This is a genomic window from Tautonia plasticadhaerens, from assembly GCF_007752535.1.
Taxonomy (GTDB): Bacteria; Planctomycetota; Planctomycetia; order Isosphaerales; family Isosphaeraceae; genus Tautonia; species Tautonia plasticadhaerens.
Genome location: NZ_CP036426.1, coordinates 3,386,927 through 3,404,631, shown reverse-complemented (window position 1 = coordinate 3,404,631; position 17,705 = coordinate 3,386,927). Strand labels below are relative to the sequence as shown.

Below are 17,705 nucleotides of genomic sequence, written 5' to 3'. Positions count from 1 at the left end.
CGAGCCGGAGGATCGCCGGCGACGCCTGGCCGGACTGCCCCCGCATCGAGGCGGGGCCTTTCGGCGAGCCCGCTTCCCGCAATCCCGCCCATGTCCTACGGTTCAGGCAAGACGCCCCGGGGATCCTCGTCCCGAGGACGGCCGATCGCGCCCAAGTCAAGGCGGGGTTGGCGAGCCGGGGCGATTTCGACATACTAGCGGCCCGAGTTCGATCCCGAAGGCAGGGAGGGTCCCGCCCATCCGGGGCTCGAGGCCGAGTACCGACCCGAGGCGAGGAGCGCGATGGTCAGCCAGGACACGATCATCAACAAGTTGAGGGAGCTGGCCCGCAACCTCTGGTGGACGTGGCAGCCCCACGTCATCGAGCTGTTCCGGGAGCTGGACCCGGTCCTCTGGCGGGAGACGGACCACAACCCGGTCGTCTTCCTCGACCGCATCCCCCCCGAGCAGCTCGTCCGGCGCGCCTCGGAGATGGCGCTGATCTCCCGGATCGACTACGCCTTCCGGCGGCTCAACGAGTACCTGGAGAACAAGGACAGCTGGGGGGCCGTGCACGCCTCCACGCTCCGGTCCCGGCCGGTGGCGTATTTCTCCATGGAGTTCGGCCTGCACGAGAGCCTGCCGATCTACTCCGGCGGCCTGGGCGTCCTGGCCGGCGACCACCTCAAGAGCGCCAGCGACCTGGGCCTGCCGCTGGTCGCCGTCGGCATCCTCTACGCCGAGGGGTACTTCCGCCAGGCCCTCGACGCCGAGGGGTGGCAGCACGAGAACTACCCCTACAACGAGCCCTCCCGGCTGCCGATCGAGGAGGCCCTGGCCCCCGACGGCACGCCCGTCCGGGTGGCCGTCGACACCCGGACCGGCACCCTGCACGCCAAGGTCTGGCGGGTCGAGGTCGGCCGGACCACCCTGCTCTTGCTCGACAGCAACGTGCCCGAGAACGGCGAGTCCGACCGCGCCCTCACCGGGCGCCTCTACGGCGGCAACGCCGGCGTCCGGATCCGCCAGGAATTGCTGCTGGGCGTCGGCGGCGTCCGGGCCCTCTTCGCCTCGGGCATCGACCCCTCGGTCATCCACCTCAACGAGGGCCACAGCGCCTTCGCCGGGCTGGAGCTGATCCGGCGGGTCATGGAGGACGAGGGCCGCCCCTTCGGCGAGGCCGTCCGCCAGGTCGCCGCCATGACCGTCTTCACCACGCACACCCCCGTCGCCGCCGGTCACGACCGCTTCGGCTCGGATCTCGTCGAGGAGAACCTCGGCATCCTCCGGGAGCAGCTCCACCTGCCCTTCGACGACTTCAACGGCCTGGGCCGGGTCCACCCCGGCGACCACAACGAGCCGTTCTGCATGACCGTGCTCGCCCTGAAGCTCTCCCGGCACGCCAACGGCGTCAGCGCCCTGCACGGCAAGGTCTCCCGGCAGATGTGGCACCCGCTGTATCCCTCCCGGACCGAGGAGGAGGTGCCGATCGGCCACATCACCAACGGCGTCCACGTGCTGAGCTGGCTGGCCCCGCAGATGAAGTCCATCTACGACCGTCACCTCGGCCGGGACTGGACCCACCGGATGCGCCACCCCGAGGTCTGGTCCGGCGCCTCGGAGATCGACGACGGCGAGTTCTGGGAGACCCACCAGGTCCTCAAGGCCCGGCTGCTGGAGTTCGTCCGCCAGCGCCTCGCCCGGCAGGCCGCCAACCGGGGGGCCGGCGACGCCGAGGTCGCCCCCTACCAGCGGATGTTCGACCTCGACACCCTGACCATCGGCTTCGCCCGCCGGTTCGCCACCTACAAGCGGGCCACCCTGGTGATGAAGGACGCGGAGAAGCTGGCCGCGCTGGTCAACTCCTCGAATCGCCCCGTGCAGCTGCTCTTCGCCGGCAAGGCCCACCCCGAGGACCGGTACGGCAAGGAATTCATCAAGGAGATCGTCCGGATCTCCAACTCCTCGCAGTTCCGGGGCCGCCTGGCGTTCATCGAGGACTACGACATGAACGTCGCCCGGTTCCTCGTCCAGGGGGTCGACGTCTGGCTGAACAACCCCCGTCGCCCCCAGGAGGCCAGCGGCACCTCCGGCCAGAAGGTCGCCATGAACGGCGGCCTGAACTGCTCGATCCTCGACGGCTGGTGGGCCGAGGGCTACGACGGCCGCAACGGCTTCGCCATCGGCTCGGGCCGCACCCACGCCGACCCCCGCGTCCAGGACGAGCGCGACTACGACGACCTGATCGCCGCCCTCTCCTCCCAGGTCGTCCCCCTCTACTACGACCGGGACGCCTCCGGCCTGCCCCGCAAGTGGATCGCCCGGGTGAAGGACTGCATCCGGACCCTCGGCTGGCGGTTCAACTCCGACCGGCAGGTGATGGACTACGCCCAGTTCACCTACCTGCCCGCCTCCGGCGGCCAGCCCTGCGAGATGCCCGGCTTCCACACCTGAGCCGGGCCACCCCCCCACGCAACACCACGGGGCCGGATCCCCCCCTCCCGGGGGCGATCCGGCCCCGTTTCGCGTCCCTCCCCGAGATCGGCGACCTCCGAGGCAACCCGGCCCCGAGCCCGCGAGGTGCCCCCGCCCCCGGCCGGGACGGCGCCGGGGGCGTTCGCCCGGATCGCCCCGGCCGGCTCCCGTCGCATCCCATCCCATCCCATCCCATCCCATCCCGGACCGGGCGGTTTCGGGCATCCGCGCCTGGATCTGACGGTCGGTCATGCGAGAATGACACCACCCCATCTCGACCTCCGGCGCGTCCGCCGCCCGCCCGAGACCGTGCGTCTTCCGGAGCACCCCCGATGGCCGCCGACCGCGACCTGCTCTTCGGACTGCTCGCCCTGCAGAACGGCCTGATCGACCAGGTGCAGCTCGTCGCCGCCTTCCAGGCCTGGACCCGGGACCGGGCCAGGCCCCTGGCCGACCACCTGCTCGACCGCGGCGACCTCGACGCCGACCAGCGGTCGGTCGTCGCGGCCATGGCCACGCTCCACCTCAAGAAGCACGGCGGCGACGCCGGGGAGAGCCTGGCCGCCCTCCCCGCCGGCCGTTCCACCCGCGACCGCCTCAAGGCCCTGGACGACGCCGACCTCAACGAGACCCTTTCCCGGGCCGGCCCCGGCTCGACCGAGCCGGACGCCGACGCCGACGCCACCGTCACCGCCTCCTACGCCGTCGGGTCGACCACCGCCGACGGCCAGCGGTTCCGCGTCCTCCGGCCCCACGCCCGGGGCGGCCTCGGGGCGGTCTTCGTGGCCCTCGACGGCGAGCTGAACCGGGAGGTCGCGCTGAAGCAGATCCTCGACCAGCACGCCGACGACCCCGGCAGCCGACGCCGGTTCCTCGTCGAGGCCGAGATCACCGGCGGCCTGGAGCACCCCGGCATCGTCCCGGTCTACGGCCTGGGGGCCTACCGGGACGGCCGCCCCTACTACGCCATGCGATTCATCAGGGGAGACAGCCTCAAGCAGGCCATCATCCGGTTCCACGACGATCCCGCGTCGAAGGCCGACCCCGGCCGCCGATCGCTGGAGCTTCGCCACCTCCTGAGGCGGTTCACCGACGTCTGCAACGCGATCGAGTACGCCCATTCCCGGGGCGTGCTGCACCGGGACATCAAGCCCGGCAACGTCATCGTCGGCACGCACGGCGAGACCCTGGTCGTCGACTGGGGCCTGGCCCGGGCCCAGGGCCGATCGGCGGGGGCCGGGCTGGCCGAGGAGCGGACCCTCAGGCCCCCCTCGGCCGGCGACTCGTCGGAGACCGTGCCGGGCACGGCGCTGGGCACCCCCGCCTACATGAGCCCCGAGCAGGCCCGGGGCGACCTGGAGGCGCTGGGCCCCCGCTCCGACGTCTACAGCCTCGGGGCCACCCTCTACCACCTCATGACGGGGAAGGCGGCCTTCGAGGGGGACGCCGGCTCGGTGCTCCGCCGGGTCCGGCTCGGCGCGTTCCCGGCCCCCCGGGCGCTCGACCCCTCGATCGACCCGGCCCTGGAGGCGGTCTGCCTGAAGGCGATGGCGACGAGGCCGGAGGACCGTTACGCCAGCTGCCGGGAGCTGGCCGAGGACGTCGACCGCTGGGCGGCAGACGAGCCGGTGGCCTGCTACCGGGAGCCGTTCGCCCGCCGGGCCCGGCGTCGGGCGAAGCGGCACCGGACGGCGGTGATCGCCGCGGCGGTGGCCCTGGTGGCCGGGCTGGCCGGGCTGGGGGCCGTCGCCGCCGTGCAGGCGCGGGCCAACGGCGCGCTGGCCTCCAAGAACGTCGAGCTGACCCGGGCCAACGACCTCGTGACGGAGGCCAACGCCGAGCTGGAGCGGGCCAACGCCCGGGTCGAGGCCCGCTTCGAGCTGGCCCGGGAGGCGATCCGGGCCTTCCAGGACGGCGTCAACGAGGACGACATGCTCAAGGGCGCGGAGCTGAAGGGGCTCCGGGACAAGCTGCTCCGCTCGGCCGCCGGGTTCTACGAGAAGCTGGAGGCGCTGCTCCGGGGCCAGACCGACCGCGACTCCCGGGGGATCCTCGGGCGGTCCTACTTCGAGCTGGGAGAGCTGACCGAGGCCATCGGCATCCAGACCGAGGCCCTGGCCGTGCATCGCAAGGCCCTGGCGATCCGCCGCGGGCTGGCCTCCGATGCCGAGGCCGACGCCGAGGCGACGCTCGACCTGGCCCGCAGCCTCAACGCCACCGGGAGGCTGGCCCACGCGACGGGGGACAGCGCCGGGGCCCTCTCGGCGTTCGCGGAGGCCCGGGCGCTGCTCGGGACGCCGGCCGACGGCCCGAGTGCGTCCGACGAGGCCCTGGAAGTCCTGGGCGCCACCCGTCACGGGACGGCCGACGTCCTCTCGGCCACGGGCGAGCTGGCCGAGGCCTCGGCCGAATACCGCGAGGCGCTGGCGATCCGGCGGAGGCTGGTCGAGGCCGACCCCGCCGCCACCGACGGCCAGGACCGCCTGGCGGGGAGCCTCCTGGGCTTCGGCCATCTCCGAGGGAGCGTCGGGGAGTCCGCCGAGGCCATGGAGTCGTACCGCGAGGCGATGGCGATCTGGGGGACGCTGGCGGACGACCACCCCGCCGACACCGGGTTCCGCAGCCGACTCGCGATCGGCCACACTCAGATCGGCTTCCACCTCGCCCGGCGCGGCCAGGAGGGCGACGCCCTGGCGTCCTTCCGCGAGGCGTCGGCGATCCTCCGCTCGCTCGCCGACGAGAACCCCGCCGTCACCGACTTCCGGGATCGGCTCGCCGACGCCCTCAACAGCATCGGCACGATGCTGGAGCGGGCCGGGGAGACGGACGAGGCGCAGGGCCCCTACCTCGAGATGCTGGGACTCCGTCGCACGCTGGTCGACGAGAACCCCGCCGTCGTCAAGTTCCGCAACAGCCTAGCGGTCAACCACCTGAACCTCGGATGGTTGGCGGCGAGGACCGGGCAGCCGGGCCGGGCGAAGGAGTCGTACCGCGAGGCGCTGGCGATCCTCCGCCCGCTGGCCGAGGAGCACCCCGATCTCACCGATTCCCGGGAACTCCTGGCGGCCACCCTCATCAACGTGGGCATGCTGGGGGCCCAGCTCGGGACGCCGGCCGAGGCGTTGGCGTCGTACGAGGAGGCGCGGGAGATCCTCCTCGAACTGGTCGGGCGCAGCCCCCGGAGGACCGAGTTCCGGGACAGGCTGTCGTGGGTCTGCTACTCGATCGGCGAGCTGCTGGATCGGGCCGGGCGGCCGGCCGAGGCGCTGGAGGCGATCCGAGAATCGGCGGATCTCCGCCGCAGGCTCATCGAGGACAATCCCGACTTCGTCGACCTCCGGAGGCTCCAGGCCTACACCCTGGATCACCTCGGCTCGCTCCAGGCGAAGCTGGGCCGGCCGGCCGGGGAGCTGGAGGCGTACCGGGAGGCGGCGGCGGTCTGCCGGCGGCTGGCCGAGGACCACCCCGGCGACGACTCCTATCGGCGCGATCTCTCCTACGCCCATAACGTCCTGGGGAGGACCTTGACGCGCGACGGGGACCTCGCCGGGGCGATCGAAGAGCACCGCCGGGCGGTCGCGGTCCTGGAGCAGGTCACCCCGACCCCCGAGACCCTCTACCAGCTGGCCTGCGGCCGATCCCTCCTTGCCGGGGTCGCCGCCCGGCCCGGGTCGGGGATCCCGGGCCCCGAGGGGGAGGCCCTGGCCCGATCGGCCGTCTCGGACCTCCGGCGGGCGACCCGGTCCGGCGACCGGGGCCTCGACGATCTCCGGGGCGACGCCGCCCTCGACCCCCTCCGAGGCCGGGACGACTTCCGGGCCCTGCTCGCGGATCTCGCCTTCCCGGCCGAGCCCTTCGCCCGCTGAGGCTCGCCCGGGCTGGAAGCATGGCGGGCGATCGGCGAGAATCGGGGAGGAGACCAGGGCCGCAACCGGGGAGGTGCCCGATGGCGACGGCCGCCGCATCGACGTGGACCGCCGAGCAGTTCGGATCGAGGCCCGACCCGGGCCATCCCGAGGAACTCGTCCGGGGGAGGATCGTCCGGATGCCGCCGCCGAATCGACGCCACGGGCAGGTCTGCGGGCAGTCGTATTTCCTGATCCGTCAGCACGTCGACGAGCACGACCTCGGCCACGTCCTCAGCAACGACGCCGGCGTGATCACCGGGCGCGACCCCGACACGGTCCGGGGCGCCGACGTCGCCTTCTACTCGTATGCCCGGCTGCCGAGGGGGCCGCTGCCGCAGTCCTACGGCCCGGAGGTGCCCGAGCTGGTCGTCGAGGTCCGCTCCCCCGGCGACCGCTGGCCGGACCTGCTGGCCAAGGTCACGGAATACCTCAACGCCGGGGTCGTCGCGGTCGTCGTCCTCGACCCGGACGCCCGATCGGCCCAGGTCTACCGGGTCGACCAGCCCCCCCGGATCCTCGGGCCCGAGGAGGAGCTGACCGTCCCCGACCTGCTCGGCGACTTCCGCGTGGCCGTCCGCCGGTTCTTCGACTGACGCCGGCCGGGGGCCGGCGCCCCCCCCGGCTCGGCCGCCCCGAACGGCCCCGACGCCCCCGGGCGACCCCGCCGCGTTTTCGAGGTCCCGGGGCTCGATCGCCGATCGCCTCCCCCTTATACTGGGACGGCGTTGACGGCCGGACGGCCGGACGGCCCGACGGCGTGCCGCCCGGCGTCGGCCGATCGGCCCCCCGGCCCCGGCCCCGGCCGATCGGACTTCGCACCGCCCGCACCAGGTTGGCACCATGATCGGCCAGCGGCTCGGCTCCTTCCTGCTCGAATCGAAGATCGGCGCCGGGGCGATGGGGGAGGTCTTCAAGGCCTCCCAGGCGCTCAAGGACGGCCGGGCCCGCACGGCCGCCGTCAAGGTCGTCTCGGCCGACTTCCTGGAACGCGACCTGGCCCTGAAGCGGTTCCAGCGCGAGGCGGAGATCCTCGCCCAGCTCCGCCACCCGAACATCGTCCGCTACTACGCCCACGGCAAGTACCAGGGCACGTATTACTACGCGATGGAGTTCGTCGAGGGGGAGACCCTCGACGACCTGATCGAGCGCGAGGGCTTCCTGGGCTGGGAGCAGGTGGTCGAGTTCGGCATCCAGCTCTGCCAGGCGTTGCAGTACGCCCACGACCACCAGGTCGTGCACCGCGACCTGAAGCCGTCGAACATCATGATCACCCGGGACCACCGGATCAAGCTGACCGACTTCGGCATCGCCAAGGACCTGGACGCCACGGTCAACCTCACCCGGACCGGCCGGACCCTGGGCACCGCCGCCTACATGGCCCCGGAGCAGATCCGGGGCACCCCCGGCATCAGCCACAAGACCGACCTCTACGCCCTGGGCTGCCTGCTCTACCAGATGCTCGCCGGCAAGCCCCCCTTCGAGGGCAAGAGCGCCGTCGTCCTGATGCACTCCCACATGGCCGAGCCCCCCCCCCGGCCCAGCGGCAAGACCCCCGACGTGCCCCGGGCCCTGGACGACCTGGTCGTCCAGCTCATGGCCAAGGACCCCCCCGACCGCCCCTGGGACGCCTCCCAGGTCGCCCACCTGCTGGAAGACCTTCGCGCCCAGGCCGGCCGGGGGGACCGCGTCCCCATGGCCTTCGACAAGGGCCGCAAGCAGGTGGCCGACGCCGGGGGCGTCGTCCTCGCCCCCTCCAACGGCGACTTCGGCCCGATCCACCCCTCCCGGGGCGGCGCCACCGGCACCCGCCTGCGCAAGCCCCCCTCCTCGAAGGCCCGCGTGGCCGAGCGGGACACCGCCGAGCGCCGACGCCGGGCCCTCGAGACCGCCGGGCTGGGCACCGCCCTGGTCGGCCTGGTCGCCCTGGCCGCCTACCTGCTCTGGCCGCCGAGCCTGGAGGCCCTCCACGCCCGGGCCGAGCCCCTGATGAAGTCCGACAGCCGGGCCGACTGGAAGATCGCCCTGGACCGCTACGTCGAGCCCATCGAGCGCCGGTTCCCCGACCATCCCTACGGCGACCAGTTCGCCGAACTCCGGGAGCGGATCGCCCTGGACGAGGCCCGGGGGCGGGCCGTCCAGCTGGAGAGCCCCACCAACCTCGGCCGACCCCGGCCCGACCGGCCGGTCGAGGCCCTGTACAAGACCACGATCTCGGAGATCACCCCCTTCGTCACCCTCGGCCAGAACGCCCTGGTCGCCGAGAAGTGGTCGCTCTTCGTCGCCGCCCTCGAACGCCGGGACGACCCCGAGCAGCGCGGCTGGGTGATGCTCGGCCGGGAGAAGCGCGAGGAGTCGCTGGAGGCCCTCCGGGAGCAGAAGCTCACCGCCGCCAACCTCTTCCGACAGGCCATGATGGGCCTGCGAAGCGGCCTGCCCGAGGAGGCCGTCCGCACCCAGCTCCGCCAGCTCATCGCCTCCTACGCCACCCCCGCCCGGGGGGACGCCGAGTTCCTCCAGCTCATCTCCCAGGCCGACGCCGCCCTGGATCGCCTCAACTCCGGCGACCTCACCGCCCCCGACGATGACGCCGACGCCGGGTCGACCCGGCCCCGGGCCGAGCCGGACCCCGAGCCGGCACCGGCCCGAGGCTCCCCGGACGACGCCCCCGACGCCGCCCCGCCCGCCGACCCGGCCGAGGGCGAGGGGGACCCGGAAGCCGGATCGGCACGCCCCTGACCGGCCCCGCCGCCGGCTGCCATAAAACTTCGATGAAGTGTCCGCCTCCCGGTCCAGGGTCGATTGACGGGCCGGGGGCCTCCCGGTACCATTCAACTCGCACATCGCGAGTAAGGGGAGCGCCGTCCGAGCCCTTCGGGCGCTCCGCCCCCGACCCATCCGGCCGACCACGGCCAAGAGGAATCAATGCCCCAGTCCCGCGTCCGCTTCATCGGCAGTCGCGAGCTGCACCGAGACCTGCCCAAGGTCCTCGAGAAGCTGGAAGACACCGACAGCCGATACGTCCTGACCATCCACAGCAAGCCCAAGGCCGTGATCATCGGCGCCGAGGCCTTCCTGGAACTGCTCCGGGGGCAGACCCCCTCCGACCGCCTGCTCGCCTTGCAGCTCGGCGCCCTCGTCCAGGGCCTCGGCAAGGGGGACGGCGAGCCCGCCGACGAGCCCGATAGCTCCGGCGAGGTCCCGGCCATCCGAGTCCCCGCCTCCGAGCCCGATGGCGAGCTGGTCCCCGTCTGAGCCGGGCCCCTCCCACGGCCGTTGCCGTCTCCCGGGCGCGGCGGATGCCGCGCCCCCGGTCGCCGTCTCCCCCGACCAACGGGCGGCCGGCGCCCTCGTGGCCAGGATCCCCGAGCCCGGCGGCCCGCTCCCGGCTGGGCCGGGGCGGGTTGGCGAAGTATGCTGGATGGAGGCAAGATCGCCCGCCGAAAAAAGGGGATCGGTAATGTCCGAGCTGATGGAGCAGGCGATCCAGAAGCCCCGACAGCTCCCCGAGCCCGAGCAGGAGGCACTCGCATCGATCATCCTCCAGGAGATCGAGCCCGAGCGGCACTGGGATGAGTTGTTCGACCGGCCGGAATCGGCCGAGCTCCTCGCTCGCCTGGCCGATCGGGCGCTGGACGGGGCGAAGCAGGGGCGGGCCCGGCCGCTCGACCCCGAAGGACGATGAACTCGTTCCTCCTGCCGGAATTCCTGGCCCTTTACCGGCCATTGCCCGGGAAGGTTCGGCGCAGGCCCGTCACGCCGATGCCCTCTTCCGGCAAGATCCGCATCACCCGAGCCTTCGTTTTCGCCGAGTTCATCCCGTCCGCCCGAGTCTTCTCGGCCCGCGTCGGCTGCATTCTCGGGCGGTGGGCGTGCGAGAAGGCGATGACGTCTCCTGGTTCTGGATCGGCTCGCACGCCGAGTCTGATCGTCCCTTGAACCAGCATTGATGGCCAAACCCGTCATCGTGTCGCGTTCCGCCCATCTCGCCGGTCGAGTTCCCACATCGGGCCGGACCGGACCGGGTGGAGAAGGGGGATGCTCATGCGTCCGATCGCCCTGCTCCGACTGGGCCTCCTCGGCCTGGCGGCGGGGCTCTCCGGGTGTGGATCCGACCCGGAGGTCGACCCCGACCAGGTCCGCCGGGTGACGCTCTACGCCCTCGATCCCGTCCCGGCCCCGCCGGCCGACGGGGATCCTTCGCTTGCCTCCTTCCGCGGTTATCCCGTCCTGGGGCTCGTCCACGTCGAGCAGGCCGACCGCGCCTCGGTGCTGATCGACGCCTTCAACAACGGGGTCGCCCGGGGGGGGACGGTGGTCGATTGCTTCTGGCCCCGCCACGGCCTCCAGGTCGAGCGGATCGGGGGCGAGGTGGTCGACTACGTCATCTGCTTCGAGTGCCTCCAGTTCGTCTCCCATCGCGGCGAGTCCTCCGCGTCCGGCACCACCGATCGCTCCCCCCAGCCCGTCTTCGACGCCTTGCTCCGCTCGGCCGGGGTGCCCCTCGCCCCCCCGTCCGGGCCGGGATGAGGCGATCCCCCCCTCCCCGGCCTTCGTCCCACCCCGCCGGATCCCTCCCCGATCCCCCCTCCGTCACGTTCCCTCCCCCCGGCCCCGAACAACCCCGAACTCGGCCTCGCGCCCCGGCCGATACCAGCTAGGATTGACTGGACGGGCGTGCTTCGGCACGTCCGTGCGCCTGGCCGCCCCGGGGGGGATCCGGTACACTGTTGATGTGTTCGCCGGTACAGCAGTGCCGGCCCGGGGGATGCCGGCAGGAGGCCGCCGCATCCCCGCCGGATCGCGTCGGGATGCCCCCCGCCCCGGACCGTCCGTGCGCCCGCCCCGCCTTCCCGACCGAGGCCGCGACCGCCGGCCTGTCGCCGAGCCGACCGAGGTGAGCGAGATGCCCAGCGCCCCGCCCTTCGTCCACCTGCACTGCCACAGCCACTACAGCCTGCTCGACGGCGGCTCCCGGCTGCCCGAGCTGACGAGGCGGGCCAAGGCGCTGGGCATGGAGGCGCTCGCGCTCACCGACCACGGCAACATGTACGGCGCCGTCGAGTTCCTCCGCGAGTCGAAGGCCGCCGGCATCAAGCCGATCGTCGGCATGGAGGCCTACGTCGCCCCCCGGCACCGCACCGACAAGGGCGCCGGCGGCGTCCTCAACAAGAAGAACTATTTCCACCTGACGCTGCTCGCCCGCACCGGCGAGGGGTTCCGCAACCTCATGCGGCTCTCCTCGGCCGCCTTCCTGGAGGGCTACTACTACAAGCCCCGGATCGACCACGAGATCCTGGAACGCCACGCCGAGGGCCTGGTCTGCCTCACCGGCTGCGTCTCCTCCGAGTACTCCGACTTCATCCTCAACGACCGCACCGAGCAGGCCGAGAAGCTCCTCTCCTGGTATCAACGCATCTTCGGGCCCGAGCACGTCTTCGTCGAGATCCAGAACAACGGCTACCACGTCCAGGCCGAGCACCTGGAGCGCTCCCTCGACTTCGCCCGGCGCCGGGGCCTCCCCCTGGTCGCCACCAGCGACGCCCACTACCTGACGAAAGAGGACGCCGAGTCGCACGACGTGCTGCTCTGCGTCTCCTCCGGCAAGACCTTCGACGACCCGACCCGCCTGAAGTTCGACACCCAGGAATACTTCGTCCGCTCCCCGGAGGAGATGAGCGCCGCCATGCCGGGCCTGGACGAGGCCCTGAAGCAGACCCAGGCGATCGCCGAGTCGGTCGAGCCCAACTACGAGAGCTTCGGCCTCGGCACGCGCTGCTTCCCCGCCTTCGACCCCCCGCCGAGCAAGACCCCCGACAGCTACCTCCGGGAACTCTGCGAGGAGGGCCTCCGCGAGCGCTACGGCGACCCCATCCCCCCCGAGGCGAAGCAACGGCTCGACCACGAGCTGGGCATCATCGCCCGGATGGGCTTCTCCGCCTACTTCCTCATCGTCTGGGACTTCGTCCGCTACGCCCACGAGCAGGGGATCCCCACCACGGCGAGGGGCTCGGCCTGCGGCGCGCTGGTCGCCTACGCGCTCAAGCTCAGCCACGTCGACCCGTTGACGTATGACCTCCTCTTCGAGCGGTTCCTCGACCCGAACCGCTCCGAGGCGCCCGACATCGACATCGACCTCTGCCAGGACCGCCGCTACGAGGTCATCGAGTACGTCCGCAAGAAGTACGGCGAGGAGAACGTCGCCCAGATCGGCACCTTCGGCACGCTCAAGGCCAAGGCGGCGATGACCGACGTCGGCCGCGCCCTGGGCATCCCGCTGGCGAAGGTCGAGGCGGTCAAGAAGCTCGTCCCCAACGTCCTGAACATCACCCTCGACGAGGCGATCCGGAAGGAGCCGGCGCTGAAGGCCGAGGCCGAGCGCGACCCCGACATCTTCAGGATGCTCGAATTCTCCCGGAGGCTGGAGGGGACCGTCCGCAACGTCGGCACCCACGCCGCCGGCGTCGTCATCGCCGACCGCCCCCTGCGCGACCTCTGCCCCCTGCAGAAGATCCCCAACAAGGACAAGAGCAAGGAGGTGGTGTCCACCCAGTGGGACATGGGGGACGTGGAGAAGGCGGGCCTGCTCAAGGTCGACTTCCTCGGCCTCCGCAACCTGACCAGCCTCTCCGCCGCCATCTCGATGATCCGGGAGCGGTATCCCGAACGCCCCCTCGACCTCAACGCCCTGCCCCTGGACGACCCCGACACCTTCGCCCTGCTCCAGCGCGGCGAGACCAAGGGCGTCTTCCAGCTCGAATCGGCCGGCATCCGCGACCTGCTCATCAAGATGAAGCCGGACCGCTTCGCCGACATCATCGCCACCAACGCCCTCTACCGCCCGGGCCCGCTCAACGGCGGCATGGTCGACAGCTACGTCAACCGCAAGCACGGCCGGGAGCCCGCCGACTACCCGCACCCGGTGATGAAGGACGTCCTGGAAGAGACCTACGGGATCATGGTCTACCAGGAACAGGTGATGCGGATCCTCAACCGCCTGGGCGGGATCGAGCTCAGCAAGGCCTACGCGACGATCAAGGCCATCTCCAAGAAGAAGACGGACGTGATCGCCGCCGGGCGCGAGGCCTTCCTCAACGGCGCCGTCGAGCGGGGGCTGGACAAGGCGAAGGCCAAGGAGATCTTCGACCTCATCGAGTTCTTCGGCGGCTACGGCTTCAACAAGAGCCACTCGACCGCCTATGCGCTGGTGGCGTACCAGACCGCCTACCTCAAGTCGCACTACCCGACCGAGTACATGGCGGCGGTGCTCAGCTCCGAGATGGACGGCTCGGAGCGCGAGAAGTTCTTCGTCGAGCACATCGACGACTGCCGGCGCATGGGCCTCGCCGTCCTGCCGCCGAACATCAACGAGGGGCACGTCTCCTTCCGCCCCAGCCCCGACCACGACCACACGATCCTCTTCGGCCTCGGCGCCCTCAAGGGCGTCGGCTACAAGGCGATCGAGTCGATCATCGACGCCCGGGAGTCCGGCGGCCCCTTCACCAGCCTCGACGACTTCTGCGAGCGGGTCCCCCCGCGGGAAGTCGGCCAGGGAGTGATCGAGGTCCTCATCAAGGCCGGGGCCTTCGACTGCCTCGGCGCCCGCCGCAGCCAGCTGCTCGCCGTCCTCCCCCGGGCCGTCCAGGGCGGCCAGGCCCGCCAGGAGGACCGCAAGCGGGGACAGGCCAGCCTCTTCGACGCCTTCGACGCCGCCGTCGCCGTCGCCGAGCCCGAGACGATCGTCACCACCCTGCCGGACGTCCCCGAGCTCTCCGACGCCGAGCGCCTCGCCGAGGAGAAGAAGGTGCTGGGCTTTTATATGTCCAGCCACCCCCTCACCCGGCACCAGGGGCTCATCGAGGCCTTCCGGACCCACACTGTCGACCAGCTCGCCGAGCTGCCCGACAAGGTCGAGGTCGTCCTCGGCGGCATCCTCGCCGGGGTCAAGATCAAGAACGTGCAGAGGTCCCGATCCGGCCTCACCCGCATGGCCAAGCTCTCGATCGAGGACCTCACCGGCTCCACCCCGGCCATGCTCTGGCCCGAGGAGTTCGCCAAGGCGCAGGACCTCGTCCGGGACGACCTGATCTGCTTCGTCCGCGGCCAGCTCTCCCGGCAGCGGGAGCCGGCCGAGCTGATCGTCAGCCGGATCATCCCCATCGAGCGCGCCGCCGGCGAGCTCTGCCGGGGCCTGGTCGTCCGCCTCACCAAGGGGGCCCACGGCGAGGCCGAGCTGGACCGCCTCGGCCGGGTCCTCGGCCAGTACCAGGGGAACCTCGACGTCTACTTCGAGGTCTTCGGCCTGGCCGAGGCCCACCGCGCCGTCTTCCGGGCCGGCGCCTCCTGGCGGGTCCGCCACGACGACGCCCTGATCGCCTCGCTGGAGTCCGCCCTCGGCCCCGGCACCATCCGCCTGCTCGGCCACCGGGGCGTCGCCGCCCCCCCCTCCTCCTGCTGACCGGCCTCCCACTCCCCGGCCCCGGCCATCAGGGCCGTCCCCCGGGGACGGGTCCCGGCCCTCGGCCCTCCCCCGCCCGGCCGGGCCCGCTTCACGAAACTTTCCCGGAATCTTCCCCGACTCCCGGGGGCGACCGGGGGCCGCCTTGCCCGAGAATCGGACCCGACGGCCGGGCCGGGGGCCTCGACGTCGGGCGGATCGCCGGGGGCATCCCCGCCCGCCCGACCCTCGTCCCCTGGCCCGGCGAGCCGCCCTCGGACGCGGCCCGTCCCGGTCCACCGCCCCCCCAGGTCACGAACGAAGGTCCCCACCCCGATGGTCAAGCGATCGCGTCGCCCCGCCTTCACCCTGATCGAGCTGCTGGTGGTCATCGCCATCATCGGCGTGCTGATCGCCCTGCTGCTGCCCGCCGTGCAGAGCGCCCGGGAGGCCGCCCGCCGCGCCCAGTGCACCAACAACCTGAAGCAGATCGGCCTGGCCCTGCACAACTACGAGAGCTCCAACGGCGCCTTCCCGCCCGCCGGCCAGGGGACCAATTTCAGCGTCAGCCCGCCGAGCACCATCTTCGTCGACGGCGAGTGGGGCGTCCTCGCCCGCATCCTGCCGGGGCTGGAGCAGCAGCAGGTCTTCAACGCCCTGAACTTCGACCTGCCCTACGCCGACATCAACGGCGCCAACCTCACCGGCTGCGGCGCGGTCATCGGCGCCTACCTCTGCCCCTCCAGCGTCCGGGAGAGCGGCGACGCCCGGGACGAGCTCGACCCCGCGTTCACCGCCTACCCCCAGCCCCACGGCTACGGCGTGCAGGACTACGGCGCCCCCTGCTACACCGACATCGACGCCCAGGGCGACCGGGGCGAGGCCGGTTCCACCCCCGCCACCCCCTTCCGCAACAACTTCGACCGCGCCGACGGCCTGCTGCACCATTACAAGACGGCCATCGCCGAGGTCCGGGACGGCCTCTCCAACACGATGATGATCGCCGAGGACGCCGGCCGGGACGCCACCTTCATCGCCAACGCCAAGACCGTCAACAACACCATCACCCGCCCGGCCGAACTGAACTACGACCTCGACGCCGCCCGACGCTTCTGGCGGTGGGCCGAGCCCGACGGCGCCTTCGGCGTCTCCGGCCAGATCAACAACCCCTTCCGCCCGGCCAACGAGACGGTCGCCTACCAGAGCCTGGCCAACGCCCGGGCCCGCAACAACAACGCCTTCAACAACGACGAGATCGCCTCGTTCCACCCCGGCGGGGCCAACGTCCTGCTCGGCGACGGCTCGGTGAAGTTCCTCAAGGAGACGACCAGCGTCGTCGTCCTCCGGTCGCTCGTCACCCCCAAGGGCGGCGAGGTCGTCTCGGCCGACCAGTACTGATCGCCCGATCGGTCGCCCGATCGGGCGCCCGCTCGACCGCCCGGCCGTCGTCCCGCCCCCTCGGCCGGTCGACGACCCCGGGACGGTGCCCCGGGCCCGGCGTCGGCCCCCCGATGCCGGGCCCGGCCCCTACCTTCGAGCATCGCCCCGGCCCCGGCCGCCGGCGAAGGTTCCCCCCCACCCTCGGACCACCCCCATGCTCCCCATCGCTACCCGACCGCGGCGCCTCGCCGTCGCCCTCGCGGCCGCCCTGCTGATGGCCGGCTGCACCGGCGTCACGCCCCCGGGTGCCGCCAACTTCTCCACCGTCCCGGCCAAGGGCCAGGTCACCAAGGGGGGCCAGCCCGTGGCCTCCGGCATCCTCGTCTTCGTCCCCGTCCTCGACGGCGGCAGCGACCAGCAGGCCACCAGCGCCGTCCAGTCGGGCAGCTTCGCCCTCGTCTCCGGGGGCGACAAGGACGGCGCCATGCCCGGCTCGTACCGCGTCGAGCTGCAGAACGACCTCGGCGAGCCGGTCCCCGGCGCCGAGAAGGTCGAGGTCCAGATCCCCGAGGGCGGATCCGAGGGCCTCACCGTCGCCTTCTGACCCCGAACCCGACCCGATCGCCCGGGATCCGAGCACACCGGGAAGGCCCCGAGTTGCCCGGCCGGCCGATCCGGCGACGTCGTCCCCCCGGCCCCCTCGGCTCGACGGGTGCCCCGGCCCGACCGGCCCCGGGGCCCTATTTCACGTTCCAACCGCCGACCAGCATGATCCCGATGATGTAGAGGAGCGGCCCCAGGGCGATCGAGACCCCCTGGAACGACAGCTCGGCGCCGCTCAAGGCGAGCACGACCCTCGACCCGGTCCGTCGCCAGGTCCGGGAGGCGACCACGGCCGAGAGGAACATCAGGAGCCGGCCCGCCGAGACGCCGAGGTTGCCCCTCCAGAAGATCGGGAACACCAGGAAGCCGACGGAGCAGGCGAAGCCGGCCCCCAGCAGGGCGTACGAGAGCCTCGGCGATTCGAGCTGGAGTCTCATCTGAGTGTTCCTCCGAGTGTTCCCCGTTCGCCCCGGCCGCCCGACGCCGGGGCCCGGCGGATCCGAACGCCAACAGGCCGAGACGAGCCGATCGGGGGCCGCCGTCCCGGTCCGGCCGTCCCGGGGCCGACGCCGGCCCGATGCGATCGACCCCGGACCGGGGGCACTCCCTCCGGGACTCCCGGCGCCCGCGATCGGTGGGCCGGACACTCCCTTCATGGGGACTCGTGCCCGAGGAGTGCCAGCGCCGAGGGGATTTCCGGGCGCCCCCGGCGAGGCGGACCGCCCGCCATCGCCCCCGGCCCGCCGGGAACCCCGGGCCCCGGCCCGCCCTCCGAGGCTGACGGGCCCGGCCCACCCGACTTCATATCACGGGCCCGAGCCCCCTGATAGACTGGGCGGCCCCCCGACCGGATCCCCGCAATGGGCCGCCCTCCCCCGCGAAGTACGGGGGCGGCCCGCGATCCCCGCGGCGCCGACGGGCGGGAG

The 17,705-nt window shown here is 72.3% G+C and carries 12 protein-coding genes; 11 read left to right on the top strand and 1 reads right to left on the bottom strand.

What is annotated here, in order from left to right:
* Window positions 1–282: 282 nt before the first annotated feature.
* The 11 genes from glgP (at window position 283) to ElP_RS13280 (ending at window position 16,780) form a co-directional block, all read left to right on the top strand.
* Complete coding sequence (gene glgP / locus ElP_RS13330; protein WP_145270020.1) at window positions 283–2,433, top strand: alpha-glucan family phosphorylase; 2,151 nt, start codon at window positions 283–285, stop codon at window positions 2,431–2,433.
* A gap of 353 nt (window positions 2,434–2,786) precedes the next feature.
* Entirely contained in the window at window positions 2,787–6,320 is a 3,534-nt protein-coding gene (locus ElP_RS13325) for a serine/threonine-protein kinase (RefSeq protein WP_145270018.1), read from the top strand.
* 80 nt (window positions 6,321–6,400) lie between these two features.
* Window positions 6,401–6,955 carry a Uma2 family endonuclease gene (locus tag ElP_RS13320; RefSeq protein WP_197446956.1) on the top strand — a complete coding sequence of 185 codons (555 nt, stop codon included), beginning with the start codon at window positions 6,401–6,403 and terminating at the stop codon, window positions 6,953–6,955.
* A 247-nt stretch (window positions 6,956–7,202) separates the two neighbouring features.
* Window positions 7,203–9,098, top strand: coding sequence for a serine/threonine protein kinase (locus ElP_RS40630; protein WP_145270014.1), 1,896 nt, complete (start codon window positions 7,203–7,205; stop codon window positions 9,096–9,098).
* A 186-nt stretch (window positions 9,099–9,284) separates the two neighbouring features.
* Window positions 9,285–9,614 (top strand): type II toxin-antitoxin system prevent-host-death family antitoxin, encoded by a 330-nt coding sequence (locus ElP_RS13310; RefSeq protein ID WP_145270012.1) that lies wholly within the window; start codon window positions 9,285–9,287, stop codon window positions 9,612–9,614.
* A gap of 205 nt (window positions 9,615–9,819) precedes the next feature.
* Window positions 9,820–10,044: a hypothetical protein gene (locus tag ElP_RS13305; RefSeq protein ID WP_145270010.1), complete on the top strand. Its 225-nt coding sequence runs from the start codon at window positions 9,820–9,822 to the stop codon at window positions 10,042–10,044.
* Window positions 10,041–10,298 carry a hypothetical protein gene (locus ElP_RS13300; RefSeq protein ID WP_145270008.1) on the top strand — a complete coding sequence of 86 codons (258 nt, stop codon included), beginning with the start codon at window positions 10,041–10,043 and terminating at the stop codon, window positions 10,296–10,298. Before ElP_RS13305 ends, ElP_RS13300 begins: the two co-directional genes overlap by 4 nt.
* Window positions 10,299–10,397: 99 nt before the next feature.
* Window positions 10,398–10,889, top strand: a complete 492-nt coding sequence (locus tag ElP_RS13295; protein WP_145270006.1) for a hypothetical protein — start codon at window positions 10,398–10,400, stop codon at window positions 10,887–10,889.
* A 376-nt stretch (window positions 10,890–11,265) separates the two neighbouring features.
* On the top strand, window positions 11,266–14,817 hold the full coding sequence (gene dnaE / locus ElP_RS13290; protein WP_145270004.1) for a DNA polymerase III subunit alpha: 3,552 nt from the start codon (window positions 11,266–11,268) through the stop codon (window positions 14,815–14,817).
* A 315-nt stretch (window positions 14,818–15,132) separates the two neighbouring features.
* Window positions 15,133–16,194 carry a DUF1559 domain-containing protein gene (locus tag ElP_RS13285; RefSeq protein WP_145270002.1) on the top strand — a complete coding sequence of 354 codons (1,062 nt, stop codon included), beginning with the start codon at window positions 15,133–15,135 and terminating at the stop codon, window positions 16,192–16,194.
* Window positions 16,195–16,390: 196 nt separating this feature from the next.
* Entirely contained in the window at window positions 16,391–16,780 is a 390-nt protein-coding gene (locus ElP_RS13280; protein WP_145270000.1) for a hypothetical protein, read from the top strand.
* Window positions 16,781–16,916: 136 nt separating this feature from the next.
* Here ElP_RS13280 and ElP_RS13275 read toward each other — a convergent pair whose 3' ends face one another.
* Window positions 16,917–17,216: a hypothetical protein gene (locus ElP_RS13275; RefSeq protein ID WP_145269998.1), complete on the bottom strand. Its 300-nt coding sequence runs from the start codon at window positions 17,214–17,216 to the stop codon at window positions 16,917–16,919.
* Window positions 17,217–17,705 lie beyond the last annotated feature (489 nt).

Bases quoted from the DNA above. Each gene is read 5' to 3' on its own strand.
- glgP (WP_145270020.1), top strand. From the start codon at position 283: ATGGTCAGCCAGGACACGATCATCAACAAGTTGAGGGAGCTGGCCCGC.
- ElP_RS13325 (WP_145270018.1), top strand. From the start codon at position 2,787: ATGGCCGCCGACCGCGACCTGCTCTTCGGACTGCTCGCCCTGCAGAAC.
- ElP_RS13320 (WP_197446956.1), top strand. From the start codon at position 6,401: ATGGCGACGGCCGCCGCATCGACGTGGACCGCCGAGCAGTTCGGATCG.
- ElP_RS40630 (WP_145270014.1), top strand. From the start codon at position 7,203: ATGATCGGCCAGCGGCTCGGCTCCTTCCTGCTCGAATCGAAGATCGGC.
- ElP_RS13310 (WP_145270012.1), top strand. From the start codon at position 9,285: ATGCCCCAGTCCCGCGTCCGCTTCATCGGCAGTCGCGAGCTGCACCGA.
- ElP_RS13305 (WP_145270010.1), top strand. From the start codon at position 9,820: ATGTCCGAGCTGATGGAGCAGGCGATCCAGAAGCCCCGACAGCTCCCC.
- ElP_RS13300 (WP_145270008.1), top strand. From the start codon at position 10,041: ATGAACTCGTTCCTCCTGCCGGAATTCCTGGCCCTTTACCGGCCATTG.
- ElP_RS13295 (WP_145270006.1), top strand. From the start codon at position 10,398: ATGCTCATGCGTCCGATCGCCCTGCTCCGACTGGGCCTCCTCGGCCTG.
- dnaE (WP_145270004.1), top strand. From the start codon at position 11,266: ATGCCCAGCGCCCCGCCCTTCGTCCACCTGCACTGCCACAGCCACTAC.
- ElP_RS13285 (WP_145270002.1), top strand. From the start codon at position 15,133: ATGGTCAAGCGATCGCGTCGCCCCGCCTTCACCCTGATCGAGCTGCTG.
- ElP_RS13280 (WP_145270000.1), top strand. From the start codon at position 16,391: ATGCTCCCCATCGCTACCCGACCGCGGCGCCTCGCCGTCGCCCTCGCG.
- ElP_RS13275 (WP_145269998.1), bottom strand. From the start codon at position 17,216: ATGAGACTCCAGCTCGAATCGCCGAGGCTCTCGTACGCCCTGCTGGGG.